The following is a 23244-nucleotide window of genomic DNA, read 5'->3' as shown; positions in this document are numbered from 1 at the left end:
ACGATAGTAAACTGATCATGGTATAGTATTTGCTATATCTGCTGGGGTACATGCGGGCGGCCTGAGGCGTGGGGTTCAGCCACCCGGAATCAGGGGGCGGTGTCAGACTTAAAGCATCAGCGTTATGATATGCAATATGCTATATCAATCAGCATAAGGTCTGTTGCGGGAGGAATGATCGGAAAATCAGAAGAGGCTGGTGCTGAAAGCCCTCTGTCAGGGTGATCTGAAAAGCGGTAAAAAACATTGGGACGCTGGATATGGGGCCATTCCTCCGCCATGGTGACGGGTCTTTTTTCTCTGCCTTTGTTTTCTCAAGCGAAACGTTAAAACATGACAGTCTCTCCCCCGACCCTACAGTCCCGTCACCAGTTCGCTGACGGGGCGTTTTCTTCTATGCTTCCCTGCATTGCCGCCATTGATGGCGGGGGGACCAAGACGCTTCTGGCTGTCGTGAACAGGGACGGATCTCTGGGGCCTGTGCTTCGGGGGGAAGGGTCCAATCCGTTTGACAAGACTGACTGGCAGGACGTGCTGCAGTCCTTGATAGGGCAGCTTCCCGCCGCGACGGAAGCGCTGTCTCTGGGGCTTGCGGGGTATGAAGAGACGCGGGTTCTGGGGCGTGAACAGAGCGATGTTGTGGGGAACGCCTTTGCGGGGCCTTTCAGCATCTGCAGCGATGTGGAGATGGCGTGTACCGGGGCTTTCGCGGGGGAGGCCGGGGCTCTGGTCCTGTCGGGTACGGGGTCGGTGGCATGGGCTACGGATGGCCGGGGCGGTCAGGTCAAGATTGGTGGATGGGGTGGCCTATTCGGGGACGAGGGCAGTGGGTTCTGGATCGGGCGTCAGGCGCTGGGGCTGCTGACGGCGCTTCTGGATGGACGCAATCAGGCGGATCATGTGTTTTTCGCGCCGTTTGCAACCGCAATGGGGCTTCCGATTGAAAAAGATGCATGTGGGACGGCGCTTCTGGAGTGGTATGGGACGCTCCGCCATCCGAGGGCCAGTGTTGCAGCTCTGGCGCGGATCGTTTCGGATCTGGCCGAGGGCGGGCTGGAACCGGCCCGGCGGCTGATGCGTGAGGCGGCGGATCATCTTTGCGCCCATATCGAGGCGGCCCAGCGCCATTTTCCCGAAACATCGCTGCCGTGGAGTTATGCCGGAGGAACGTTCCAGAGCCGGTTTCTTCGGGAAAACGTTGCTGTTCGGCATGGTGCGCCTGTGCCGCCGCGTCTTCCGCCAGTCGGAGGTGGACTACTCAATGCCGCGCGTCTGGCCGGGTGGGACGTGGATGATGCGTGGATTGAGCGCGTGTCCGTTGCACTTCGTGATGCGGGGCTGACGTCGTGACGGCGCCTGTCCAGTCCGGCAGGGGGCTAACCGGGGACTATGGACTAGCGCCGCTGGGTGTGGCGGCGGCCATTTTCTTCATCATGGGTTTTGTGACCTGGATGAATGGTCCGCTGATTTCGTTCGTGCGCGTGGCATTTAATCTGAGCGACACGAGCGCCTTTCTCGTGCCGATGGTGTTCTATTTTTCGTATTTCCTGTTCTCTCTGCCTGCGTCTTTTCTGGCGCGGAAGCTGGGTCTGCGCAGAGGGCTGGCGGTTTCGCTCGTATTGTGCGCGGCGGGCATGGCGTTGTTTGGGCAGTTCATTGCCATGCGTCTTTATGGCGGTGCCCTGACCGGGTTGCTGGTGATGGGGGCCGGGCTGTCTCTGATGCAGGTGGTGATCAACCCGCTGGTCAGTCTGCTGGGGCCGTCCGAACGGGCGTCGCAGCGCATTGCCATTATGGGCGTGTGCAACAAATGCGCGGGGATTCTGGCCCCGATTGTTCTGGCGACTGTGGTGATGGGCGATATTGGGACGCTGTCCCAGCGGGCGCAGGAGACGACGGACCCTGTGGCGCGCAATGCGCTTCTGTCGGGGTTCGTGCAGGCGATTTACGCGCCTTACATGACGATGGCTGTTGTTCTGCTGCTGACGGCTATCGGCGTGGCGCTCTGCCCGCTGCCGGATTTGCAGGCGCCAGCGCTGCCGGGACCTCTGGAGGGGAGCCGGCGTATTTTCCGGCCGCATCTGGTGTTCGGGATTATGGTGATGTTCCTGTATGTCGGTGTGGAAGTCATGGCTGGGGACGCTATTGGAACCTATGGGCAGGGTTTTGGTCTGCCGCTCAGCCAGACGCGCTTTTTCACGTCTCTGACGCTGGCCGGAATGCTGGGGGGATATATCCTCGGGTTTCTGGTTGTGCCGCGGATCGTGACGCAGGAGCGGCTCATGGAACTGGCCTGTTTTCTGGGCGCGGGGCTGACGGTCGCGGCGTTTCTGACGCAGGGCTATGTTTCGGTTCTGTGTGTGGCGTTGCTGGGGGCGGCCAATGCCATGCTGATGCCCTCGATTTTCCCGATCGCCATTCGGGGGGCCGGGGCGTGGACGCCGCTCGCATCCGCCCTGTTAGTCATGGCGTATAGTGGCGGGGCGATCATTCCGCAGATTTACGTCATTCTCAAGCCGTACGTGGGCTTTCAGGGCATGTTTGCGCTGCTGGTTCTGCCGTCTTATCTGGCGTTGTTGCTGTATGCCCGGCGTTATGGTCGGACGGGGCTTTTACCACTGGATCAGGAGCCATGATGGCGCATCTTGAGGGCAGGATCGTCCTGCGCGATCGTATTGTTTCTGGGCGCGTGGAGTTTGACAGCCATATCCGCGAGATCGTGCCTCAATCCGGAGTGCCGGAGCGCTATATCCTGCCGGGCTTTATTGATGGTCATGTCCATGGCGGCGGCGGGGCCGATACGATGGACGGGGTTGCGGCCATTGAGACGCTCTCGCGCTTTCATCTGGGTCACGGAACCACGACGATCCTGCCGACGACGATCACCGCGCCCTGGGCGGAGGTTATGGACGCGTTGCGGGCGGTGGCGGAAGTCTGTGATCGGGGTGTAGAGGGTGGGCCGCGCATTCATGGCGCGCATCTGGAAGGGCCGTTCGTCAGTCCGCACAAGCTGGGGGCCCAGCCGCCGTTCACTATCGAGCCGACCGCCGAGCGGGTGGCGGAAGCCGTTGCGACGGGGTGTGTGCGTGTTGTGACGATCGCGCCGGAGCTGGACCACGCGCCGACGGCCATGAAGGCCTTTGCGCAGGCGGGTGTCCGGGTCAGTCTGGGGCATACCACCACGGATTTTGAGGGTGCCGAACGGGCGATCTGTCTGGTTTGTGCGGCCGGGGGAACCGTCGGAGGGACGCATCTGTTCAATGCCATGTCGGCGATTGAGGGGCGGCGTCCCGGTCCGGTGACGGCGCTGATGTGCAGTGATGTGGCGTATGGGGAAATGATCTTCGATACGCACCATGTTCATCCCGCCAGTTTCCGGCTGGCGGAGCAGATGATGGGGCAGCGGCTGCTGTTCGTGACGGATGCCATGCGGGGTACCGGTGAGGCCGATGGTCCGAGCCAGCTTGGCGGGCAGGATGTGATGATCCGTAATGGCGTGGTTCGGCTGCCGGATGGCACGCTTGCGGGGAGTATTCTCACGTTGGATCAGGCGTTGCGGAATGCTCTTGATGCCGGAATGTCGCTTCCGAAGGCGGCGCGTCTGGTCAGTACGAATGCTGCGGCCTATCTCGGGTTGCAGGACCGGGGGGCCATTGCGCCGGATCTTCTGGCAGATTTCACGGTTCTTGATGACAGGTTTCAGGTCAGCGAAGTCTGGGTCAATGGAGAGCGCAGGGTATGAAAATTATCGTCACGGACACGCCCGATCAGGCGTTTCAGCGCGCGGCGGACATGATCGCGGAGGAAATCCGCGGATCTCAGGCGCCTGTTCTGGGGCTGGCGACGGGCCGCACGATGGAGAATATTTACCAGCTTCTGGTGCAGCAGCATGAAGCGGGAACGCTGGATTTTTCCGGCACGACATCGTTCAATCTGGACGAATATGTTGGTCTGCCGCCGACAGACCCGAACTCTTACAGCCACTACATGCAGGAGCATCTGTTTTCGCATGTGAACATGTCTGCCGGTCAGGGACATGTGCCGGACGGCTCGGCCGTGGATCTGGAGGCGGAATGCGCGCGCTATGAGGCCGCCATTTGCGCGGCCGGTGGCCTCGGGTTGCAGCTGCTGGGCATTGGCGAGACAGGGCATATCGGTTTCAATGAACCGCCTTCCGCGTTCGAAAGCCGGACCCGGGTTGTGCATCTGGATGACGTGACGCGGCGGCAGAACAGCGGCATGTTCGGTGATGACCCGGAACGGGTGCCCGAACGCGCCCTGACGATGGGGGTGGGGACGATCCTTGAAGCGCGCCGTCTTCTGCTGGTGGCTGTTGGCGACGGCAAGGCGGCGATCGTTGACGAGGCGCTGAACGGTCCGATCAGCGAGGCTGTCAGTGCCACGGCCATTCGGCTTCATGACGATGTGACAGTCATTCTGGATGAGGCCGCCGCTCGGATCTTGCACCGCAATAAAGAATAGGTCAGTCGGGTCGTCTGGTATGCGGTGTGGTTGCATAACCAAAAGAGGCTTTGAACGCGAAACACCGTCCGAATGATCCATCTTTTGGCGGAAATACGATGAAAACTCCGTCTGTCTTCTAGGCACTGTCAGGCTATTTCCAATAGCAGAGCGTCTCCAGTTTTTCTTGACGCAGGAAGCGGAAGACGCCAGCGGTGAGGCATGGACACCATCAGCCTCCTCGCCCTGCTTCTGAGTCTTTCAGCTGCTTTCAGCATTCTCAATCACCACACGCTTCGCGTCCCTGTGACAATTGGCGTGCTGGTCTTTTCATTGCTGGCCTCCCTGCTGATCATGGTTCTGAACCCGTTGATCCCGGCTTATGATCTTCAGGCTCTTCCACGATCTGTACTGGGAGCTATCAATCTCCCTGTGGCACTTCTGAATGGGGCATTGTCGCTCCTCCTGTTTGCCGGAGCCATGCAGGTCAATGTCGGGCATCTGAGGGCCAAACTTGCCTCCGTGGCTGCGCTCTCGGTTCTGGGGACTGTTCTGGCCGTGGCCTTTCTGGCGGTTGCAGCGTGGTCCGTTTTTCCCCTGCTGGGTCACGCCGTTCCCTTTACATGGTGCGTTGTACTCGGTGCCATTCTCGCACCTACGGACCCGGTTTCGGTCGTGGGAATGTTGAAACGCTTGGGCCTGCCGGGACCACTTCAAGCCGTTTTCGCGGGTGAAAGTCTGTTCAATGACGGCGTGGGCGTTGTCATTTTCGGCGTCACGATCGGACTGGCGACCGGAGACAGTCAGGGAGTGGGTGTCTCGGAGATTGTTCTATGCTTCTGTCGGGAGGCAATCGGTGGCGGTCTGCTAGGCGCACTGACCGGGTGGATTGCGCTGTATGTGCTCAAGAGGCAGCGGGATCCGCATATCGATCTGCTGACCTCGCTGGCTTTGGCGACCGGAACCTTCAGCATCGCCAATCACCTCGGTATGTCAGGTGCGATTGCTGTCGTCGTAGCGGGGTTATGCTTTGGAACAAGCTATAGTCATTCCGTTTTCGATGCAGCGTCCCGCAAGGAGCTTGACGTGGCATGGACCCTTATCGACGAAATGCTGAACGTGTTTCTGTTCATGCTGATCGGTTTCGAAATTCTTGAGATTTCGCCGCATCTGTTTGCGATGCTGGCGACGCTTGCCATAATCCCGCTGTCCATTGTCGTGCGGGCATTGAGCGTGCTGTTTTCAACGCTCCCTGTTCATTTTCGGAACTGGGAACGTGGCCGCGTTCTCGGTGTCCTGACCTGGGGCGGACTGCGTGGCGGGATCTCCGTCTCTCTGGCGCTTGGATTGCCGCCCGGAGACTTACGGGACCTACTGTTACCAGTCTGCTACGGCGTGGTGGTGTTTACCATCGTCGTGCAGGGACTGACCATGGAGCGGGTTGTCCGCAGGCTTTATCCATCCTTCACGCCTTCGCCTCAGTAAAACCGTTTTCACCTCTTTAGATAAAGCGGTGAAGAATGGACCTTCAGTTGGGAACAGCCAGCAATTGTCCGCACTGATCGGCCGGGCTGCCAACATGAGGGGCATAAAATTCCAGTGATGTTCAGGCGAAAATTCTTGGTCGGAAGCTCTGTCCTCCTGGCAATGCCAGCATGTGCCGCCACGCGAATGGCATCCATCACGTCGCAATACGAAAAGGCAACGGGTGGTCATATCGGGGTTTATGCCCGGAATCTGAAAACCAAACAGTGCCTGGCATGGCGAGAAAACGAGCGGTTCGTCATGTGTAGCACATTCAAGGCGTCGCTCGCGGCTTTGACCTTATTCCGAGCGGATCAGGGTAAAGAAAACCTTGAAACATTCGTGCCCTATACAGCGTCAGATTTGGGAGACGCCTATGCCCCGGTGGCCAAAACCAACGTCAAAGCAGGTGGTCTCTCCGTCAAAGCCATGTGTCAGGCTGCTGTGGAATGGAGTGATAATGCCTGCGCCAACATGCTTTTGGCACGGGTGGGCGGTCCTGCTGCACTGACACGGTTCTGGCGCTCGCTCGGGGAGCATGAAACGCGCCTGGATGATTGGGAACCCGTCCTGAACAGAACGCCCCCAGGTGGTTTGCGCAATACAACAACTCCTGCGGCTATGGCGGCCATACTGCAACATCTGGTGCTGGGTCATGTTCTGTCAGCAGAGTCCTGCTCTTTGCTGACAGGATGGCTTAAAGACTGTCACACTGGCAGTAAAAGATTGCGCGCAGGTTTTCGCTCTACCTGGGTTGTCGGTGACAAAACTGGCAACAACGGGCGGGATGCCGTCGGAGATATCGCCGTCGCGTGGTCAAGACAGGGAACACCACTCATTGTCTGCGTTTATACACGCGGTGGACAACCTGATGAAACGCAGCTTTTTGAAGCATTTTCTGGAATCGCGCGTATTGCGGTTGAGACGTTATGTCCTGTTTAGTGCAGCCTTCGACGAGAAAAGAGCCCCAGATGTCTGAATTCAATACCTGCTTGAAAACGCAGAGCGATGTTGATGCCGTCAATACAATATCAGCATTTCTGGCTCTCGATGACATGCCGCAGCCTGGCAGTGCGCCAGTGGATCTGGTGATTCATGCTGGGAATGCCATTCTTGAAACAGCTCATGCCGCTTGCAAGGCAGCACTGGAAGCAAACTGTCCTTTGGTTTTTTCCGGTGGAATTGGACACTCGACTACTCTCCTTGTGGAGAGCGTCAGAGCAGAAAACCTGTTGCCAGAAGAAAGTCTGGAAAACAGGTCAGAAGCTGAGATTTTTGGGGCTTTGGCTTCTCAGGTCTGGGGCTTTCCAAAAGAAAAACTGATTTTGGAAACACGCTCTACCAACTGTGGTGAGAACGCGATCTTTACGAAGGTACTTCTTTCAGAACTGGGGCAGAAAGCCCGAACGATTATTCTCTTTCAAGATCCCGCCATGCAGTTACGGACTTTTGTGACTTTCCAGAAGGCTTGGAAGGAAGCGTCCTGCGAAGCGGTTTTTTATAGCTGTCCGACCTTTGTGCCTCGTCTTCAAATACAAGACGGGATCACGACGTATGCTTCAGAGCTACCTTCCGGGTTGTGGAGTCCAGAACGATTTCTGTCTCTGATCATGGGAGAAATCCCCCGGTTGCGAGACGATGAGAATGGTTACGGCCCATGTGGACGAGGCTTCATTCCACATGTCGACGTTCCTGATGAAATTGAAATGATGTATCAGCATGTTCGTGAGATTTTGAAAAACCATGAAACAACGAAGAACCGCGTCCTGACATGATGGAGATGCATCTCTCTTCTCTCGCGCACTGAAGCAGACTTGCTGAGAGAGTAGAAAGGAATGTTTTGGTTTCCTGGTTCTGAAAATGATAACTGGATGGATTCTCCTCCAGGCGCTGCCTGGTGGAATAGAAAAATATGAATCTCCAGATAAATTACAAACCTAACGGACGAACTTCTCGTATCAGATCAATCAACAGGCGCAAACCGAGCGGGACCTGTCTCCGGCTGGAATAGTAAATTTGATATCCTTCGCCCCGGGCGGCCCATTCTTCGAGTACAATCTGAAGTTCGCCACTTTTTAGGTAGGGTGCAAATACCGGCTCGACGCAATACATAAGGCCGGTGCCTGCCAATGTCATGGCCAGCATCGTGGGACGGTCATTCATGACAAACTGGGTCGGGACTGGTATCGAAAATTCACCGTCAGGTCCTTCGAATTCCCACTGATAGATACGTCCATCACCTAATCGTCCGTTGATGCAGCGGTGGTTTTCAAGATCGGCGGGTGTCTGTGGGGTACCAAACCGCTCAAGATATGCGGGTGCTCCAACGACAATCCACCGTAAATCGCCTGAGATACGCTGTGCCACCATGTCTTCCGGCACAGTTCCACTGACACGGATACCGGCGTCGAATCCTTCATGGGTGATATCTACCAAACGATCAGTGGCCTCCATCTCGATTTCAATTTCGGGATAGCGCTCTGCATAAAGCGCCAGAACGGGAGGTAAAATCGTGTGTGCTGCGTCCACCTGCACATTAATTCGGATACGCCCGCGCGGAGAGTCACGATGTTTGTTCAGACGTTCCACGGCCTGATTGATGTCTTGAAGCGGCAATTCAATCGAGTTCCGAAATTCCTCACCCGCTGCAGTCAAAGTCACGCTACGGTTCGTTCTGTTGACGAGACGCACGCCAAGTTTTGCTTCCAGCCCCTTCAGTGCATGGCTCATTGCTGACGGGCTCAACCCCATTTCCAGACCTGCCAATCGAAAATTACGATGTCTGGCGATGGCTAAAAAATACGAAAAATCGGTGAGTTGCGAGCGTGTTACGGACATACTCGGGCTCCAGTTTCTCTTGCCGGTACGCATCACAATCGTCTTGTCTTCAAACGCTGCGATATGAGTCACATGGGCAATCAAGCCACGAAACTTTATGAACAACGTCAACATTCATAGCGCGAAGGACCGGAGCGATCAGGGAAACGGTCAGTTCCAAGCCTTGGGTTTCTCAACCTTGCCGTTCTCGACAAGCCATGCAATGGATTCCTTGACGCCCGCAATGCTGCTGTAAGTCGGTTCATAGCCGAGTTTGCGGCGTGCTTTTTCAATCGACAGGCACGAACTTCGCGCAAAATGCTCCCAGGAGTGATGTGCTTCTTCTGGTGTGGGTTGCAGCTTCATCCATTCCTCATAAGGAACGTAAGAGATCTTTGGTTCGAGACCAAACCACGCAAAGATCGTTTCTGCGTAGCCCCTCAGATTCAGTGCTGTATCTGAAACCGCATTGAACGTCTCGCCAACCGCAATACTGCGATTTGTGAGTGCGCGCTGGATCAGTTGCGAGATATCGGCTGCGTGAACGTGATTGACTGTTTCCAGTCCGAGATTGGGGAGAATGATCTCTTCATCACGTGCTATTTTTGAGAAGACGGCTGCTTTGTCGTTGCCGAGGGGCGTGATTGGTGTCCATCCTTCGCCGACAATTTGACCGGGGCGAAAGATTGTCGCGGGGAACCCGGTGATGCGCGCTTCGTGCATAAGCCATTTTTCAATTTCGGCCTTGTCTATACCGTATTTGCCGAACGGATTAAGCGGCTCGTCCTCGCCTGCTGGGACTGCGGTGGTGTGTCCGTAAACCCAGAGCGTGCTGCAATGCAGGAAGTGTTCGATCTTGCTCCGGAGTGCCTCGACCAATGGTCGGGTGCTGGCCAGATTGAATGAAATCAGGTCGATGACGATGTCCGGCTTCAATTCAACGATACGATCGGCAAAAGTACCGGCCTTTTCTTCCGCCTGACGATCGGCGGTGACCTGCTCGACGCGGTCCCATGCGGCGTTATGGGTGTAGCTTCTGGCTAGCCCACGGCTAACACTGACCACCTCATGACTTTGATCGATAAGCGCCGGCACAAGATATGTCCCGATATGACCCGTGCCACCGATGACGATAATTCTCGACATTGCTAATCTCCATGCAGGTACATGTTTACAGTGTGTCATTGAGAATAGCGCCTACCGCAGCTTTTTCTTCCCTCTACTCTTTCAATATAGCGATGAAGAGAACTCACCAAAACAAAATAGACGGTCTTTTCATAGCTATTGATAAGGCGAGGACGATCAAAGATTTTATGTAGGATTTCTGCATTGCATCATAAAAGACCTATTGGATCGAGACCGCGCACTTTGATTGCAGTTTCTTCAGGCCAAGTATGGGTAAAACGGGTTGTATTGAATGTTCTGACGATCCACAAACCGTTGACTGGCTTGCGTGCCTGTAGTGCTTCGGGCCTCTACCGCTCACACCATATGGGTAGAGGGTGCCTGCGGCGAGATCGTTAGCATTCGCGACGGATTTGGGGTGGTCCACAAGACAAACTCCGAAAAAGAACGGAGCTATCGTTGATCCAGAATCGTCACTTGATTTTCAGCTTTGGCGCCTAGTTCAGCTCTGAATTGCTGACGCTATTACCAAATAAATTGGTGTCCCGTACGGGATTCGAACCCGTGTTGCCGCCGTGAAAGGGCAGTGTCCTAGGCCTCTAGACGAACGGGACTGGAGGCGTGAGCGGGTGTATAGAAGGGGTTTAGGAGGGCGTCAAGCGGCTGTTGCGTCGGAAATGAAAAAAGATAGATTTTTTCGCTCCTGCCATGTTTCGGCGCGTAATGTGCCCGCGATGTGGAGCAGTGGCATGGCGCGGTCTTCCAGCAGGGGAGCGAAGGGTTTGTCGCCTGCACGGAAGACCAGACCCCGCAGGCGGGTGTTTCCGTCCTCGCCCTGCAGGATGACGCGGAGCGTGTTGCCGTCCTTGCCGATGCGTTCGCTTTTGACGCAGCGGACATTGCTGATGGCGAGGACCGGTTCTTCATTGCCGGGGCCGAAAGGCTCCAGTCGGGCAAGCTGATCGGCGACGGCGATGGAGGCTCCGGCCAGTGTCATGATGCCATCGAGTTTCAGCGCGTCCTGTTTGGGCAACGCCAGCGCGGTGGAGAGTTGGGTGTTCAGGGCGGCGTGAAACTCTTCGGCGCGATCTGCGGCAAGGGAGAACCCGGCGGCCATGGCGTGTCCGCCGCCTGTGAGGAGGAGGCCGTTCTGGCGGGCGGCGATGATGGCGGTTCCAAGGTCCAGTCCGGGAACCGAGCGGGCTGAGCCCTTGATGATGCCATCAGTCAGAGCGGCAACCAGAGCGGGGCGGTTGTAGCGTTCTTTCAGGCGTCCTGCGACGATGCCGACGACACCGGGGTGCCAGTTTTCACCATGCAGGAAGATGACGGCGTGGCCTGCGTCGAGTTGCTGCTGGGCTTGCTCCATGGCGGAATCGAGGATTGTGGATTCGACGGTCTGGCGCTGGCGGTTGACGCGGTCGAGCTGTTCGGCAAGGGCACGGGCTTCCACGACATCCTCGGACAGCAGGAGTTTCAGGCCCAGATCCGCCTGTGCGATGCGGCCTCCGGCATTGATGCGAGGACCGAGGGCAAAGCCGCAGGCCATTGCGCTGGCTTCTTCCTTCACGCCTGCGACGGAGGAAAGTGTGGCCAGTCCGAGGCGTTCCCCGCGCGACATGACACGCAGGCCCTGCATGACAAGAGCGCGGTTTAGGCCGGTCAACGGCATGACGTCACAGATGGTGGCGAGGGCCGTGAGGTCGAGGCGCTGGAGCAGGTCGGGAATGGCTTGTCCGTCGTCGAACCAGTTGGTGTGGCGCAGGAGGCGGATCGTGGCGACCATGGTGAGGAATGCGACGGCGGTGGCGCAGATGTTGTTCAGGCCCGACGCACAGTCCAGCCTGTTCGGGTTGACCACGATGCCTTTCGGCAGGGCTGCTCCGTCGGGTTTGTGGTGATCGAGAACGATGATGTCGGCACGGTCTGTCAGGCCGTTGAGGATGTCGATCGCTGCGGTGCCGCAGTCGATGCAGACAAGTAGGGTCGTACCTTTCGACAGCAGATTTTCGAGGGCTGCGGTGTTGGGGCCGTAGCCTTCGGTCAGGCGGTCGGGGATATGGGTGCTGACGGTACAGCCGAGTTCGCGCAGCGTGTCGCAGACTAGGGCAGTGCCGCAGGCGCCGTCCACGTCGTAGTCGCCAAACAGGCCGACATGTTCGTGGTTGCGGACGGCCTGTGCGAGGCGTTTGGCGGCGCGGTCCATGTCCTGCAGGCAGGACGGGTCGGGCATGGCGTCGCGCAGGCGGGGATTGAGAAACGAAGAGGCGTCGTGGGGTGCGACGCCTCGTGCCGAGAGGATACGGGCCAGAAGCTCAGGAATATTGGCCTGCTGGGCGAGAGCGAGAGCCAGTCGGTTGTCTGCTTCCGCCAGTCTGGGATCGCGCCAGATCCAGCGGCGGTTTCCTGCACTTCGGGTTACGCCGAGGACGGCGCCCGTATCGTCTGCGAGCATGGTTCTCCGTTCAGGACGCGGGTTCTGCCTGTGGTGTGAAGCTGTGATGGCTCTCTATATAGCGCACCGTGCGGGATTTTGAACGCATCACGATGGAATGCGTGCGGGCACGGGTTGCGCTCGGACGTTCCACGCCCTTCAGGAGCGGGCCGGATGTGACGCCTGTTGCGGAGAACAGGACGTTGCCGGCGGCCATGTCGTGCAGGTAGAGCTTGCGGGCCGGGTCGAGGCCATTCGCCATTTCCCGGGCGCGCTGGCGCTGGCTGTCGTCTTCGAACAGAAGACGGCCCTGCATCTGTCCTTCCATGCAGCGGATGGCTGCGGCGGCGAGAACGCCCTCAGGCGCACCGCCAGAACCGGCGTACAGATCCACACCGCCGCCGTCTACGCAGGTTGCGATGGCAGCCGCAACATCGCCGTCGCTGAGAAGCATCACGCGGGCGCCGGCTTCGCGGGCGTAGGCAATCAGCTCTTCATGTCTTTCACGGTCAAGTGCGCACAGGACCATGTCCGACACGTTACGCTTTTTGGCCTTGGCCAGCGAACGCAGATTGTTGCCGATCGAGGCGTCCAGATCGACCACGCCTTCGGGAAGGTCCGGGCCGACGACGATTTTTTCCATGTAGATGTCAGGGGCGTGGAGGAACTTGCCGCGTTCGGCCAGCGCCACGACCGTCAGGGCGTTGGGCAGGCTCTTGGCGCACAGATTCGTGCCTTCGAGTGGATCGACCGCGATGTCCATCGCAGGGCCACCAGAGCCGACTTTCTCGCCGATATAGAGCATCGGGGCTTCGTCCATCTCGCCTTCGCCGATGGTGACGACGCCGTCGATGGCTACGGTATCGAAGGCAGCGCGCATGGCCTGTACGGCTGCGCCGTCTGCCTCGTTCTTCTGGCCGCGACCGGTCCAGTGCGCGGAAGCGATTGCGGCCGCTTCCGTCACGCGGACGAGCTCAAGGGCAAGGTTGCGGTCAGTGACGCGATAGGGGGGGATGTTCTGAGGGTCAATCACGCAAGGGGATCCTCGATTTTGAGCACAAGCGGCTTTCCGGTCACGACAGGAAGGACGGCGAGTGCTGTTGCGGCTGCATGAATGGCTTTTTCAGGAACCTGATGGGTGATGATTGTCAGGTCGGCACATCCGGTTGCAGCGTCATGCTGGGAAACAAAGTGAACGGAGACATCGTGGTCCCGGAGAACCGATGTCAGCTCTGCCATTACGCCCGGACGGTCCTGAACGTTCAGACGTAAATAGAAAGCGCTGTTCAAATCAGCGAGACTGGCACAGTCAGCGGCAGGTAAAACGGTGGTCGTGCCCCAAACCGGAATGGCGGTTCCCCGCGCCAGATCGATCAGATCGGCGACGACGGCGCTTGCGGTCGGGCCTTCGCCTGCACCACGGCCGGAGATGGTCATCGGACCGCTGAAGACGCCCTGTGTGGAGACGGCGTTGAACACGCCTTCGACGGCAGCGATGGGAGCTTTGGCGGGAACGAGGCAGGGGCGGACCCATGCTGCGACACTGCCGTTGTCAGCCTGCCGGGCCATGCCGAGGAGCTTGATGCGGTATCCGAGTTCGTCGGCGAATTTCAGATCGGTCGCGGTGATGTCGCGGATGCCCTGAACGGAGAGCGTATTGAACGCGATGGGGCGGAAGGCCAGACCGGCCAGAATGGCGAGCTTGTGGGCCGTATCCCAGCCATCCACGTCCGTGGAGGGTTCTGCTTCGGCATAGCCCTTGGCCTGTGCTTCGGTCAGGACGTCCGTGAAATCCCGACCCGTAGCGCGCATTTCGGTCAGGATGTAGTTGCAGGTCCCGTTCAGGATGCCGCCCACGCTGAGAAGGCGGTCTGCGGCTAGACCTTCCCGCACGAGCTTGATGGCGGGGATGCCACCCGCCACGGCCGCCTCGAACAGGAGGGGGGCGTTCTTTTCCGAAGACAGGCGGCTGAGGCTGTCGCCATGCAGGGCCACGAGCGCCTTGTTGGCGGTCACGACCGGCAGGCCGCGTTCGAGCGCGGTGCGGACCATGTCATGCGCCGGACCTTCGGAACCGCCGATGAGTTCGACGGCGACGTCGATTTCCGGGTCCTGCGCCACGGCGGTGGCACTGTCGTGCCAGCGCATGGTGGACAGGTCGGCGCCGCGGTCGCGCGTGCGGTCCCGGGCTGTGACGGCCACGACTTCGATCGGCTGGCCGGCCCGGGCGGTAATCAGGTCGGCGTTCTCACGCAGGAGACGAATGACACCGATTCCGACAGTTCCGAGTCCAGCCAGTCCGATCCGCAGTGGTTTCACGATGATGCAGCTCCAAGAAGGTCAGCGGTTCCGGCCCCGGCGCCGTGCCGGGTCATGAAGCTCTTGATGGCCCGCGTCGCCTGACGCAGCCGCTGGGTGTTTTCGACAAGTCCGATCCGGACAAAGCCCTCGCCGTATTCCCCGAATCCGAGGCCGGGTGCAACCGCAACCCCGGCTTCCTTGAGCAGGAGCTTGGAGAAGGCGACGCTGCCCATCTCGGCGAAGGCGGGGGGAATGGGGGCCCAGGCAAACATCGAGCCTGCGGGAACGGGCACGTCCCATCCGGCGCTCTGAAGGCCGCGCAGCAGGACGTCGCGGCGGTCTTTGTACATGGCGCGGATTTCGGACACGTAGTCCTGCGGGCCATTCAGCGCGGCAACGGAGGCGACCTGAATGGGCGTGAAGGCGCCGTAATCCAGATAGGATTTGATGCGCGTGAGGGCCTGAATCAGTCTCGGATTACCGACGGCAAAGCCCATGCGCCAGCCCGCCATGGAGTAGGTCTTGGACATGGACGTGAACTCGACGGCCACGTCCTTGGCACCCGGAACGGCGAGAAGGGACGGGGGCGGTTCGTTCTCGTTGAAATAGATTTCCGCGTAGGCCAGATCGGACAGGATCCAGATGTTTTCCCGGCGCGCGAAGGCCACGAGTTCCTTGTAGAAATCGAGATTTGCGACGAAGGCCGTCGGGTTGGACGGGAAGTTGACGATCAGTGCTGTCGGCTTGGGTACGGAATGACGGACGGCGCGCTCCAATGCGCGGAGCATGTCCTCATCCGGCGTGGCCGGGATCGAGCGGACGGAGGCTCCGGCAATGATGAAGCCAAACTGGTGGATCGGGTAGGACGGGTTCGGGACGAGGATCGTGTCGCCGGGGCTCGTGATGGCGGCGGACAGGTTCGCCAGTCCTTCCTTGGAGCCGAGCGTTGCAATGACTTCGGTTTCCGGGTCCAGCGAGACGTTGAAGCGGCGCTCGTAATAATTCGCCATGGCCTTGCGCAGGCCCGGAATGCCGCGGCTGACGGAATAGCCGTGCGCGCGGGGATCGCCGACCGTTTCGATCAGTTTCTGCACGACGTGAGCCGGAGGCGCACTGTCGGGGTTGCCCATGCCCAGATCAATGATGTCGTCACCGGCGGCTCGCGCGGCGGCCTTGGCCTTGTTCACTTCAGCGAACACGTAGGGCGGCAGGCGGCGGATGCGGTGGAACTCTTCGGTCATGACCAGCTCTGGAGCAGAGGGTGAAAGGGAGAGGGGACGATAGACAGGTTTTTCCAGGAGTGGAACAGTCTGACTGTGACAGATCTCACAATGTGTCTTTTCGTCTCTCGGTCAGCCCCTTGTCATAAGCCTCCTGTCAGCCCCCGATCGTGACGCGTACTCCGTCGCCGATGGCTTCGGCCTTGAGAATAATGGCCGAAGCCGGAACGCCGCGCTCGACCAGGGCACGGGCAACCACGCGGGCGCGGAGCAGGCCGAGGGCGATTTCGCGGTTTTGATCCGCAGGGGCGAGGGCAGCATCAGAACTCATGAAGGCTCCGAAGCCCCGGATTGTCAGAGAGCGGTTTCCGCGCTGTGAGACGATATGCTGGTAGTCGCCCTGTGGACTGCCCATGACATGATCGGTGGCGGGTTGAAAGCGGATCAGGGTGCCTTCGGGGGTTGAGGTGTCGATATCCGGGCGGATGGGATCGCTCAGCAGAGCGTCACGCGGAAGGTCGAACCCCGGAAACTGCGGTGGCGGCGGGGGAAGGTCCCCGATTTTCGGAAACTGGCCGGGAGGGGTGGGGGGGATGGATTTGGCAACCACGGGAGGAAGTTCGGCTTCCGGGGCGGGTGGCTGAGCCTGAACGGGAGGCTTTTTTGCGGGGGCCGGGGGCGGTGCAGACGCTACTGCCGGGAGGTCTGGCGCCGGGTTGATGGCAGACGGGGCAGGAGGCTCCGGCTGGCCAACAGTTGTCATGGTCATGCCGCTCTGTTCTGCGTTGGCGGTCGTCACGGCTGCCGGGGTGGTTTTGGGCGGAGGCGGGATGACCGGGAGGGCGCCTTGAGCGGCACTTTCGCGATGGGCGAGGTTGCGCTGCGCCTCAAGGCGGGTCGTTAGTGACAGTCGGGCTTCCGGGGTTGGGAGGTTCGGTGCCTGTGTGGGGGTGCGGCCGACATGGGGGTAGGCCAGATTTTCGCCTGGCGGCGGCGCGCGCAGCTTTGCGATTTCGCCGCCCTGAAAACCATGCCACCAGCCAGTAACGGTATCGGTCATGTCCCGATGTTGGCAGGCTGAGAGCAGTGGCGCGGTCATCAGCAGAAGAAACGGGATTTTCCCCGCAGTTCTGCGTGTTGCCGCTGTCATGGGCTGCCTGCTGTTCCCTGGGGCCACTGTGCCGTTCCTGCCGTCTTTGGAATGTCGAAATATGGCGGACACTAGCGGTTCGGAACGGGGATGGCGAGTGTTCCTATTCGCCTGAGACGGAAGGAGGACTTGGCACCGACGAAAACGAAGCGCAGGATAGGGGGTATGAAGATGCATGCTGGATCTGGAAACGATATGGATATCACCAGAATGAACCCGACCCGCCTGGATGACGAGCCGGATGCTCCGGAGCGCGAAACCCGCGAGGAAGACAACAAGACGCTGAACAGCCCGATCAGCGAGCTTGAAGGCCGTCTGTTCGATCAGCGGAAAGTTCTGATTTTCGGCGGTATCAACGACAAGATCGCGCGTGATGTCACGGGGCGTCTGCTGGCGCTGGCCGGAACGTCCGACAAGCCGATCGACGTCTATGTGAACTCGCCGGGTGGTCATGTGGAGAGTGGTGACACAATCCATGACATGATCCGCTTTGTGGATTCGATTGCGCCGATCAACATGATCGGGACCGGCTGGGTCGCTTCCGCCGGGGCGCTGATCTATGCGGCTGGTCGTCCGGAACGGCGTGTCTGCCTGCCGAACACGCGCTTTCTGCTGCATCAGCCGATGGGCGGTGTGCGGGGTCCGGCTACGGATATCGACATCGAAGCCCGCGAGATCATCAAGATGCGCGAGCGTCTGAACCGTCTTTTCGCTAGAGAAACCGGACAGACCTACGAGAAGATCGCCAAGGATACAGATCGCAACTACTGGATGTCGGCGCAGGAAGCGATCGAATACGGTCTTGTGAACCGTATCATCCACTCTGCGACCGATCTGAAGTAAAACGACAAGCTCCAAGGGGCACGGCGTGTCTTCGGACACGCCGCGAAGACCATCATGAAAAGTCTAGCCGAAATTTATTCCCATCTTCCCGACGCACCATCGGAGAAGACGCTAGAGCGCGTTGATTACGAAGCGCGCCACTGGAGCAGCCCGATCCAGGGTCCGCTCAAGCCCGGTACGGAGGAGCACAAGCGGGCTGTCGCTGCGATGTTCCGCGATACGTTCAATCCGTACAAACCCTCCGTAATCGACTGGCCTGAACTGGACCCGGAGACGCTGCATCGCATCACGTCCCTGCCGATTTGGGATATTGCGGTCCAGACCGAGGGTAAGGCGCGTCTGCGCATGGCTGCCTATGCGGACATGATCAGCGATCCGGACATGAAGGACGCTCTTTCTCGGAATGCATGGGAAGAGAACCGGCACAAGGAAGTCCTGTCCAAGCTGGTCGAGGCCTACAAGATTCCGATGGCGCCGGAGCCTCCGTACATCACGCCGAAAGATACGGAATGGGCTTATCTGGTCACGGGTTTTTCGGAATGTGTGGACAGCTTCTTTGCATTCGGACTGTTTGCTCTTGCCGAACGGGCCGGTCTGTTTCCGCAGGAACTGATCGAGACGTTCGAGCCGGTAATGCAGGAAGAATGCCGTCATATCCTGCTGTTCGCGAACTGGCTGGCTTGGCATCGGGCGACCATGCCGGTGTGGAAGCGGCCCTGGTTCGAGATGCGTGTAATCGGAGTGTGGCTGTTCCTCGCCTATGAGCGCATGGGGCTGGCCCGTTCGATTGACGACAATGGCGAAGAGCACACTCAGGACAACAACTTCACCGTCACGGGTGCCAAGGACATGACGGCCATGGACGTTAAGGTTCCTGACCTCATGCAGCTCTGTCTGGATGAGAATGACCGTCGGTTTGCAGGCTATGATCCGCGGCTGCTGCGGCCCACGACGACCCCGGCGATTGCACGCGTCATTATCAAGGGTGCGAAGCTCTGGGACCGCGTTCGCAATCGGGCTGTCGCCTGAACGGTCTTTTTCGCAAGAAACGCAGGCAATAAAAAAGGGCTCCGGTACGGGAGCCCTTTTTCGTTTCAGTCTTCCGAAGTGCCGTCTGCGTCGGGTTCTGGGTCCGTCATCAGGGCGTCGGCGAGGACACCGGCTTCGGCACGGATGCGCCGTTCGATTTCGGATGCCATTTCCGAATGGTCGCGCAGGAACTGCTTGGCGTTTTCACGTCCCTGACCAATCCGCTGGCTGTCGAAGGAGAACCATGCCCCCGATTTCTCGACGATGTTGCCCTTCACGCCCAGATCGAGCAGTTCGCCCATCTTGCTGATGCCTTCGCCATACATGATGTCGAACTCAACCTGACGGAAAGGCGGGGCCATCTTGTTCTTGACAACCTTGACGCGGGTCTGGTTGCCAACAACCTCGTCCTTGTCCTTGATGGACCCGATGCGGCGGATGTCGAGGCGGATGGAGGAGTAGAACTTCAGAGCGTTGCCGCCTGTCGTCGTTTCCGGATTGCCAAACATCACGCCGATTTTCATGCGGATCTGGTTGAGGAAGATCACGAGCGTGTTGGAGCGCGAGACTGTTCCCGTCAGCTTGCGCAGCGCTTGGCTCATGAGACGGGCATGCAGACCGACATGGCTATCGCCCATATCGCCTTCAAGCTCTGCGCGTGGGACGAGGGCCGCCACGGAATCTACGACCAGAACGTCCACGGCGCCGGAGCGAACCAGCGTATCGGCGATTTCCAGAGCCTGTTCGCCGGCGTCCGGCTGGCTCAGGAGAAGATCGTCAATATTCACGCCGAGTTTGCGGGCGTAGCCGGGGTCCAACGCGTGTTCGGCGTCGATGAAGGCGACGGTGCCGCCCTTCTTCTGGGCTTCGGCCAGAACATGCAGGGCGAGCGTAGTCTTGCCCGAGCTTTCCGGGCCATAGATCTCAACAATACGGCCCCGGGGCATGCCGCCGATCCCCAGAGCAATGTCCAGCCCGATCGAGCCGGTGGAAATCACATTGGCTTCCACTTTTGGCCGCTGGCCCATGCGCATGATCGAGCCCTTGCCGAAAGCACGCTCAATCTGGCTGAGTGCGCCTTCAAGCGCCTTGGTCTTGTCCATTCAATCCTCGCAATAGGTTCGGGCTGGCGTTTGCAGGATACGATAGACCGGGCAGTCATTCTCGCAAAGTGCCGTATCAGACACGATTATCGCCTGCTCGTGTTCTCAAAACGTTCTTATGAAAGGCATATCATGTTTGGCCCCTGAAAAGCCAAGGGGAAGATGGGCCTTGGAGGAAGATTTTTTCCAGACCAGGCGGTCAGGTTTATTCCGGAGGAAGTGAAAGACCGCCGGGACGTTTGAGTTTCCACACATAGGCGATAATGGTCGCGACAACCTTGAAATGCTCGGCCGGGATCTCGCTTTCCAGTGGCAGGGTGAAGAGGGCACGGGCCAGAGGCGGGTTGGGCACAATCGGAACGCGGTTGTTCCGTGCGATTTCCCTGATTTTGGCGGCCACGTCATCCATGCCTTTGGCGACGATTTTCGGTGCGCCGCCTGTACCTTTTTCGTAAACGAGAGCGACTGCATAATGCGTTGGGTTGGTGACGACGACGGTGGCTGTTTTGACGGCTGACATCATGCGTTGTCTGGCCGCTTTGGCGCGCAGGGCTTTCTGGCGGCCTTTGACATGAGGATCGCCCTCTGCATTTCGATACTCGTCCTTGAGGTCTTCCCGACTCATTTTTAGTTTGGAAAGATGGCGAAAGCGCATCCAGAAAATATCTAAGCCCGCGATCACCAGTTGCGCGCCGATCATGGCCGCGGCGGCACTGAATCCGAGATCCGTCATCATTTTCAAAAGCGGGCCGGGCTCCAGTCCGACCATTCGCGATGCAGTTGGAATGGCGTTTTTAGTAATGTGCCAGAGGACTGCGGCGAAAATGGCAAATTTTGCGAGAGCTTTGAACGTATCCGGCAGGGTTCCGCCTCCCGCGATGCGCTTGAAGCCAGCGAGAGGGGAAACCCGTTCGAATTTTGGTAGTAATGAGCCGGGATGGATCAGGAAACCCGTTTGCAGGAAACCGGCTCCGAGGCAAAAGACGGCAACGGTAGCGGCCATTGGGACGGCTAGGGAAATACCTGCTTCAATGGCATGATCCGTACTGCTCAGCAGGCCTCCTTGCGCCATTGGTACGGTTCCGGCATTGGCCATGAGCGTCTTCATGCTGTGAACGAAATCCGCCATGAGATAGGGCAGAATCATGAAGATTCCCGCAAATCCGCCTAGCAGAGCCATAAAGCTCATGGCCTCTCGGGACATGACGATCTGGCCGTCCTCGCGCGCTTTCTGCAGGCGTTGGGCCGAGGGGGCTTCTGTTTTGTTGTCGGAATCGGACATTGCTTAGAGCCCTGGAAGAGCCCGGAGGACGTCGAAAGCCTGTCCCTGCCAGATAGCGATCATGGTGCGGAGGGTGAGACCGAGAAGGGCGATGCCGCCCAGAAGTTGCAGGGGGCTGGCAGCATTATAGATCTGCAGCGTTGGCAGCAGGCGTGTCATGATGCCTAGTATGCCCTGCCAGACAAGAGACAGGATCAGGAAAGGCGCGCTGAGTTCCAGCCCCAGAGCGAAGCTGTGCTCCGTGAGCTGAATGATGCCCTGTGCGGAGTCGCCCAGCAGGTTCCAGTGTGCATGTGTGTTGGCAAGGAGGAGCGTGCCGCCGGGAGGAATGATGGTGTAGCTGCCGAGGATTGCGTGGATGGGCAGGATATAGGCACCCGTCACGAGCAGTACGAGCGGAGCCAGCAGGTTGAGGAAACGGGCGGGCGCGGAACTGCCGGAACCCAGATCCGGATCAGGCTGAAGGACGCTGGAAATTCCCATGCACACCGCGATGATCTGACCGGCGATTGGCAGGGCCATGCAGATCAGTCGGGCCATCCAGCCGATCAGCACCCCTGCGAAAAGCTCAACGGCAATCATGCCGCACAAGCCGACAGGAGCGAGGGTGTCCAGATGCGTCTGCATCAGAAGGGGGGCGACGAGCGGAAGGAGCAGGATCGTCAGTGTGATGGCGCATCCGGCACGGACGATCATGGGCATGGACTGTTCGCCAATGCCTGGCATGAGCATGACGACCCCGCCAGTACGAGAGAGAACCAGAACGAAGGCAAGGGCCCAGATGCTCAAAACCGGACCGCTGAGATCAAGGCCCTGAAGTGCTGTGGGGGCTGCCGTATCGACGAGACCCATGTTCATAAAACGGTTTCTTTGAGCGCGGGCATGTCGGTACGATCCGGATCTGAAAGGCGGCAGGTTCAGGTCGTGCCGACGAGAATGAGCTGATCGAAGAGTTGTCGGGCAAAACCGATGAGCGTTGCGGTCATGAAAGAGCCTGCCATCACCATGACGGCGCCAATGGCCAGAACCTTCGGAACAAAGGACAATGTGGCTTCGTTGAGTTGGGTCACGGCCTGTATGAGGGAGACCAGAAGGCCGACACCAAGTGCGGTAAGCAGGGCAGGAGCGCTCAGTTTGAGAGCAACAATGAACGTCTGCTCCAGAATGGCGCCTAGATCGATGGCCTGCATGGTCAGATCGTCATCTTCATCACGTCCTGATACGCCTGCACCATGCGGTCGCGGATCACGGTCGTGGTCTGAAGGGCAAGCTGTGTGTTTGAAATGGCGGTGACGATCTGGGTCATGTCGCCACCGCCCTTGAGGCCCTGAGCTGCCTTGGCTTCGGCATCGTGGCCGCTGTCGATGACGCTGCTGACGGACTGGGAGAGGACGGAGCCGAAATCTGTTCCGGAAGTGCTGCTACCTGTTGCAGATGAAGTCCGAAGACCGTCCGCAATATCGTCCGTTACACCCTCAAGGCGACTCTGGAGGCTCTGGGCAGCATAGGCGTTATGGGCGTGGGAAATGGAGTTGAGCATCTGGATTACTTCAGCAGATCGAGCGTGCGGGACAGCATGGTCCGGCTGCTCTGCATGGCGTTCAGGTTGGCTTCGTAGGAGCGCTCGGCTTCACGCATGTCCATCATTTCGGTCATGGAATCCACGTTGGAAACCTTCACGTAGCCGCGCGTGTCTGCGGCGGGATGGGATGGGTCATAACGGGTGTTGAAATCCGACATGTCCTGACCGATGTTCTGGACACCGACGGTCGAGGCACCGCTTTCGTTATCTACCTGTTCGGCGAAAGTGATGGTCTTGCGGCGATAGGGATCCGCGCCGGGCTGGGAGCCGGTCGTATCCTGATTGGCGAGGTTTTCCGCAACAACACGCAGGCGCTGGGCCTGTGCGTCCATGCCGCTTGCGGAAATACCGATGGTGGTGGACAGGTCCATCC

The 23244-nt window shown here is 58.9% G+C and carries 22 protein-coding genes and 1 tRNA gene; 9 read left to right on the top strand and 14 right to left on the bottom strand.

Annotated elements, in window-relative coordinates; all coding sequences use genetic code 11:
* The first annotated feature begins 333 nt into the window (after positions 1 to 333).
* The 7 genes from ABDK74_RS06120 (at position 334) to ABDK74_RS06090 (ending at position 7760) form a co-directional block, all read left to right on the top strand.
* Complete coding sequence (locus ABDK74_RS06120; RefSeq protein ID WP_346003123.1) at positions 334 to 1350, top strand: BadF/BadG/BcrA/BcrD ATPase family protein; 1017 nt, start codon at positions 334 to 336, stop codon at positions 1348 to 1350.
* A complete protein-coding gene (gene gluP, locus ABDK74_RS06115; RefSeq protein WP_346003122.1) occupies positions 1347 to 2636 on the top strand; it encodes a glucose/galactose MFS transporter in 1290 nt (429 codons plus the stop codon). Before ABDK74_RS06120 ends, gluP begins: the two co-directional genes overlap by 4 nt.
* A complete protein-coding gene (gene nagA / locus ABDK74_RS06110; RefSeq protein ID WP_346003121.1) occupies positions 2633 to 3742 on the top strand; it encodes an N-acetylglucosamine-6-phosphate deacetylase in 1110 nt (369 codons plus the stop codon). Before gluP ends, nagA begins: the two co-directional genes overlap by 4 nt.
* Positions 3739 to 4482, top strand: a complete 744-nt coding sequence (gene nagB, locus ABDK74_RS06105; protein ID WP_346003120.1) for a glucosamine-6-phosphate deaminase — start codon at positions 3739 to 3741, stop codon at positions 4480 to 4482. Before nagA ends, nagB begins: the two co-directional genes overlap by 4 nt.
* A gap of 201 nt (positions 4483 to 4683) precedes the next feature.
* The gene (locus ABDK74_RS06100) at positions 4684 to 5946 is read left to right on the top strand and encodes a sodium:proton antiporter (protein ID WP_346003119.1); all 1263 of its coding nucleotides are present in this window, start codon (positions 4684 to 4686) and stop codon (positions 5944 to 5946) included.
* A gap of 186 nt (positions 5947 to 6132) precedes the next feature.
* Entirely contained in the window at positions 6133 to 6927 is a 795-nt protein-coding gene (gene bla / locus ABDK74_RS06095) for a class A beta-lactamase (RefSeq protein ID WP_346003118.1), read from the top strand.
* Between the two features lie 29 nt (positions 6928 to 6956).
* Positions 6957 to 7760, top strand: a complete 804-nt coding sequence (locus tag ABDK74_RS06090; RefSeq protein ID WP_346003117.1) for a YdcF family protein — start codon at positions 6957 to 6959, stop codon at positions 7758 to 7760.
* 154 nt (positions 7761 to 7914) lie between these two features.
* On the opposite strand, the gene ABDK74_RS06085 is transcribed toward ABDK74_RS06090, so the two are convergent.
* The 8 genes from ABDK74_RS06085 to ABDK74_RS06050 all read right to left on the bottom strand — a co-directional run bounded on the left by ABDK74_RS06085 (position 7915) and on the right by ABDK74_RS06050 (position 17032).
* Positions 7915 to 8937, bottom strand: a complete 1023-nt coding sequence (locus ABDK74_RS06085) for a LysR substrate-binding domain-containing protein (RefSeq protein ID WP_346003116.1) — start codon at positions 8935 to 8937, stop codon at positions 7915 to 7917.
* 36 nt (positions 8938 to 8973) lie between these two features.
* Positions 8974 to 9948: an NAD-dependent epimerase/dehydratase family protein gene (locus tag ABDK74_RS06080; RefSeq protein WP_346003115.1), complete on the bottom strand. Its 975-nt coding sequence runs from the start codon at positions 9946 to 9948 to the stop codon at positions 8974 to 8976.
* A gap of 517 nt (positions 9949 to 10465) precedes the next feature.
* A tRNA-Glu gene (locus tag ABDK74_RS06075) sits at positions 10466 to 10541 on the bottom strand.
* 41 nt (positions 10542 to 10582) lie between these two features.
* Positions 10583 to 12382 carry a single-stranded-DNA-specific exonuclease RecJ gene (gene recJ / locus ABDK74_RS06070; RefSeq protein ID WP_346003114.1) on the bottom strand — a complete coding sequence of 600 codons (1800 nt, stop codon included), beginning with the start codon at positions 12380 to 12382 and terminating at the stop codon, positions 10583 to 10585.
* Positions 12383 to 12392: 10 nt separating this feature from the next.
* Positions 12393 to 13394 (bottom strand): class II fructose-bisphosphatase, encoded by a 1002-nt coding sequence (glpX, locus tag ABDK74_RS06065; protein ID WP_194254114.1) that lies wholly within the window; start codon positions 13392 to 13394, stop codon positions 12393 to 12395.
* Positions 13391 to 14680 carry a homoserine dehydrogenase gene (locus ABDK74_RS06060; RefSeq protein WP_346003113.1) on the bottom strand — a complete coding sequence of 430 codons (1290 nt, stop codon included), beginning with the start codon at positions 14678 to 14680 and terminating at the stop codon, positions 13391 to 13393. Before ABDK74_RS06060 ends, glpX begins: the two co-directional genes overlap by 4 nt.
* Entirely contained in the window at positions 14677 to 15903 is a 1227-nt protein-coding gene (locus tag ABDK74_RS06055) for an LL-diaminopimelate aminotransferase (RefSeq protein WP_346003112.1), read from the bottom strand. Before ABDK74_RS06055 ends, ABDK74_RS06060 begins: the two co-directional genes overlap by 4 nt.
* A gap of 136 nt (positions 15904 to 16039) precedes the next feature.
* Positions 16040 to 17032, bottom strand: coding sequence for a hypothetical protein (locus ABDK74_RS06050; RefSeq protein ID WP_194254117.1), 993 nt, complete (start codon positions 17030 to 17032; stop codon positions 16040 to 16042).
* Between the two features lie 165 nt (positions 17033 to 17197).
* Between ABDK74_RS06050 and ABDK74_RS06045 the strand changes: the two genes are divergently transcribed.
* Together ABDK74_RS06045 and ABDK74_RS06040 are read left to right on the top strand one after the other, a co-directional pair.
* Positions 17198 to 17875 carry an ATP-dependent Clp protease proteolytic subunit gene (locus tag ABDK74_RS06045; protein ID WP_099286195.1) on the top strand — a complete coding sequence of 226 codons (678 nt, stop codon included), beginning with the start codon at positions 17198 to 17200 and terminating at the stop codon, positions 17873 to 17875.
* A gap of 54 nt (positions 17876 to 17929) precedes the next feature.
* Positions 17930 to 18904 carry a ferritin-like domain-containing protein gene (locus ABDK74_RS06040; protein ID WP_346003111.1) on the top strand — a complete coding sequence of 325 codons (975 nt, stop codon included), beginning with the start codon at positions 17930 to 17932 and terminating at the stop codon, positions 18902 to 18904.
* Between the two features lie 65 nt (positions 18905 to 18969).
* On the opposite strand, the gene recA is transcribed toward ABDK74_RS06040, so the two are convergent.
* The 6 genes from recA to flgC form a co-directional block, all read right to left on the bottom strand.
* The gene (gene recA, locus ABDK74_RS06035) at positions 18970 to 20007 is read right to left on the bottom strand and encodes a recombinase RecA (RefSeq protein ID WP_194254120.1); all 1038 of its coding nucleotides are present in this window, start codon (positions 20005 to 20007) and stop codon (positions 18970 to 18972) included.
* 205 nt (positions 20008 to 20212) lie between these two features.
* On the bottom strand, positions 20213 to 21289 hold the full coding sequence (locus ABDK74_RS06030) for an EscU/YscU/HrcU family type III secretion system export apparatus switch protein (RefSeq protein WP_346003110.1): 1077 nt from the start codon (positions 21287 to 21289) through the stop codon (positions 20213 to 20215).
* Positions 21290 to 21292: 3 nt separating this feature from the next.
* The gene (locus tag ABDK74_RS06025; protein WP_228120864.1) at positions 21293 to 22147 is read right to left on the bottom strand and encodes a flagellar biosynthetic protein FliR; all 855 of its coding nucleotides are present in this window, start codon (positions 22145 to 22147) and stop codon (positions 21293 to 21295) included.
* Between the two features lie 59 nt (positions 22148 to 22206).
* Positions 22207 to 22479 (bottom strand): flagellar biosynthetic protein FliQ, encoded by a 273-nt coding sequence (locus tag ABDK74_RS06020; RefSeq protein ID WP_194254122.1) that lies wholly within the window; start codon positions 22477 to 22479, stop codon positions 22207 to 22209.
* A 2-nt stretch (positions 22480 to 22481) separates the two neighbouring features.
* Complete coding sequence (locus ABDK74_RS06015) at positions 22482 to 22829, bottom strand: flagellar hook-basal body complex protein FliE (protein ID WP_346003109.1); 348 nt, start codon at positions 22827 to 22829, stop codon at positions 22482 to 22484.
* Between the two features lie 5 nt (positions 22830 to 22834).
* On the bottom strand, positions 22835 to 23242 hold the full coding sequence (flgC, locus tag ABDK74_RS06010; protein WP_346003108.1) for a flagellar basal body rod protein FlgC: 408 nt from the start codon (positions 23240 to 23242) through the stop codon (positions 22835 to 22837).
* Positions 23243 to 23244 lie beyond the last annotated feature (2 nt).

The sequence above is a fragment of the Gluconobacter sp. OJB genome (genome assembly GCF_039638275.1).
Taxonomy (GTDB): Bacteria; Pseudomonadota; Alphaproteobacteria; order Acetobacterales; family Acetobacteraceae; genus Gluconobacter; species Gluconobacter cerevisiae.
The sequence above is the reverse complement of the archived record's forward strand: the minus strand, read 5'-3'. Positions and strand labels throughout refer to the sequence as shown.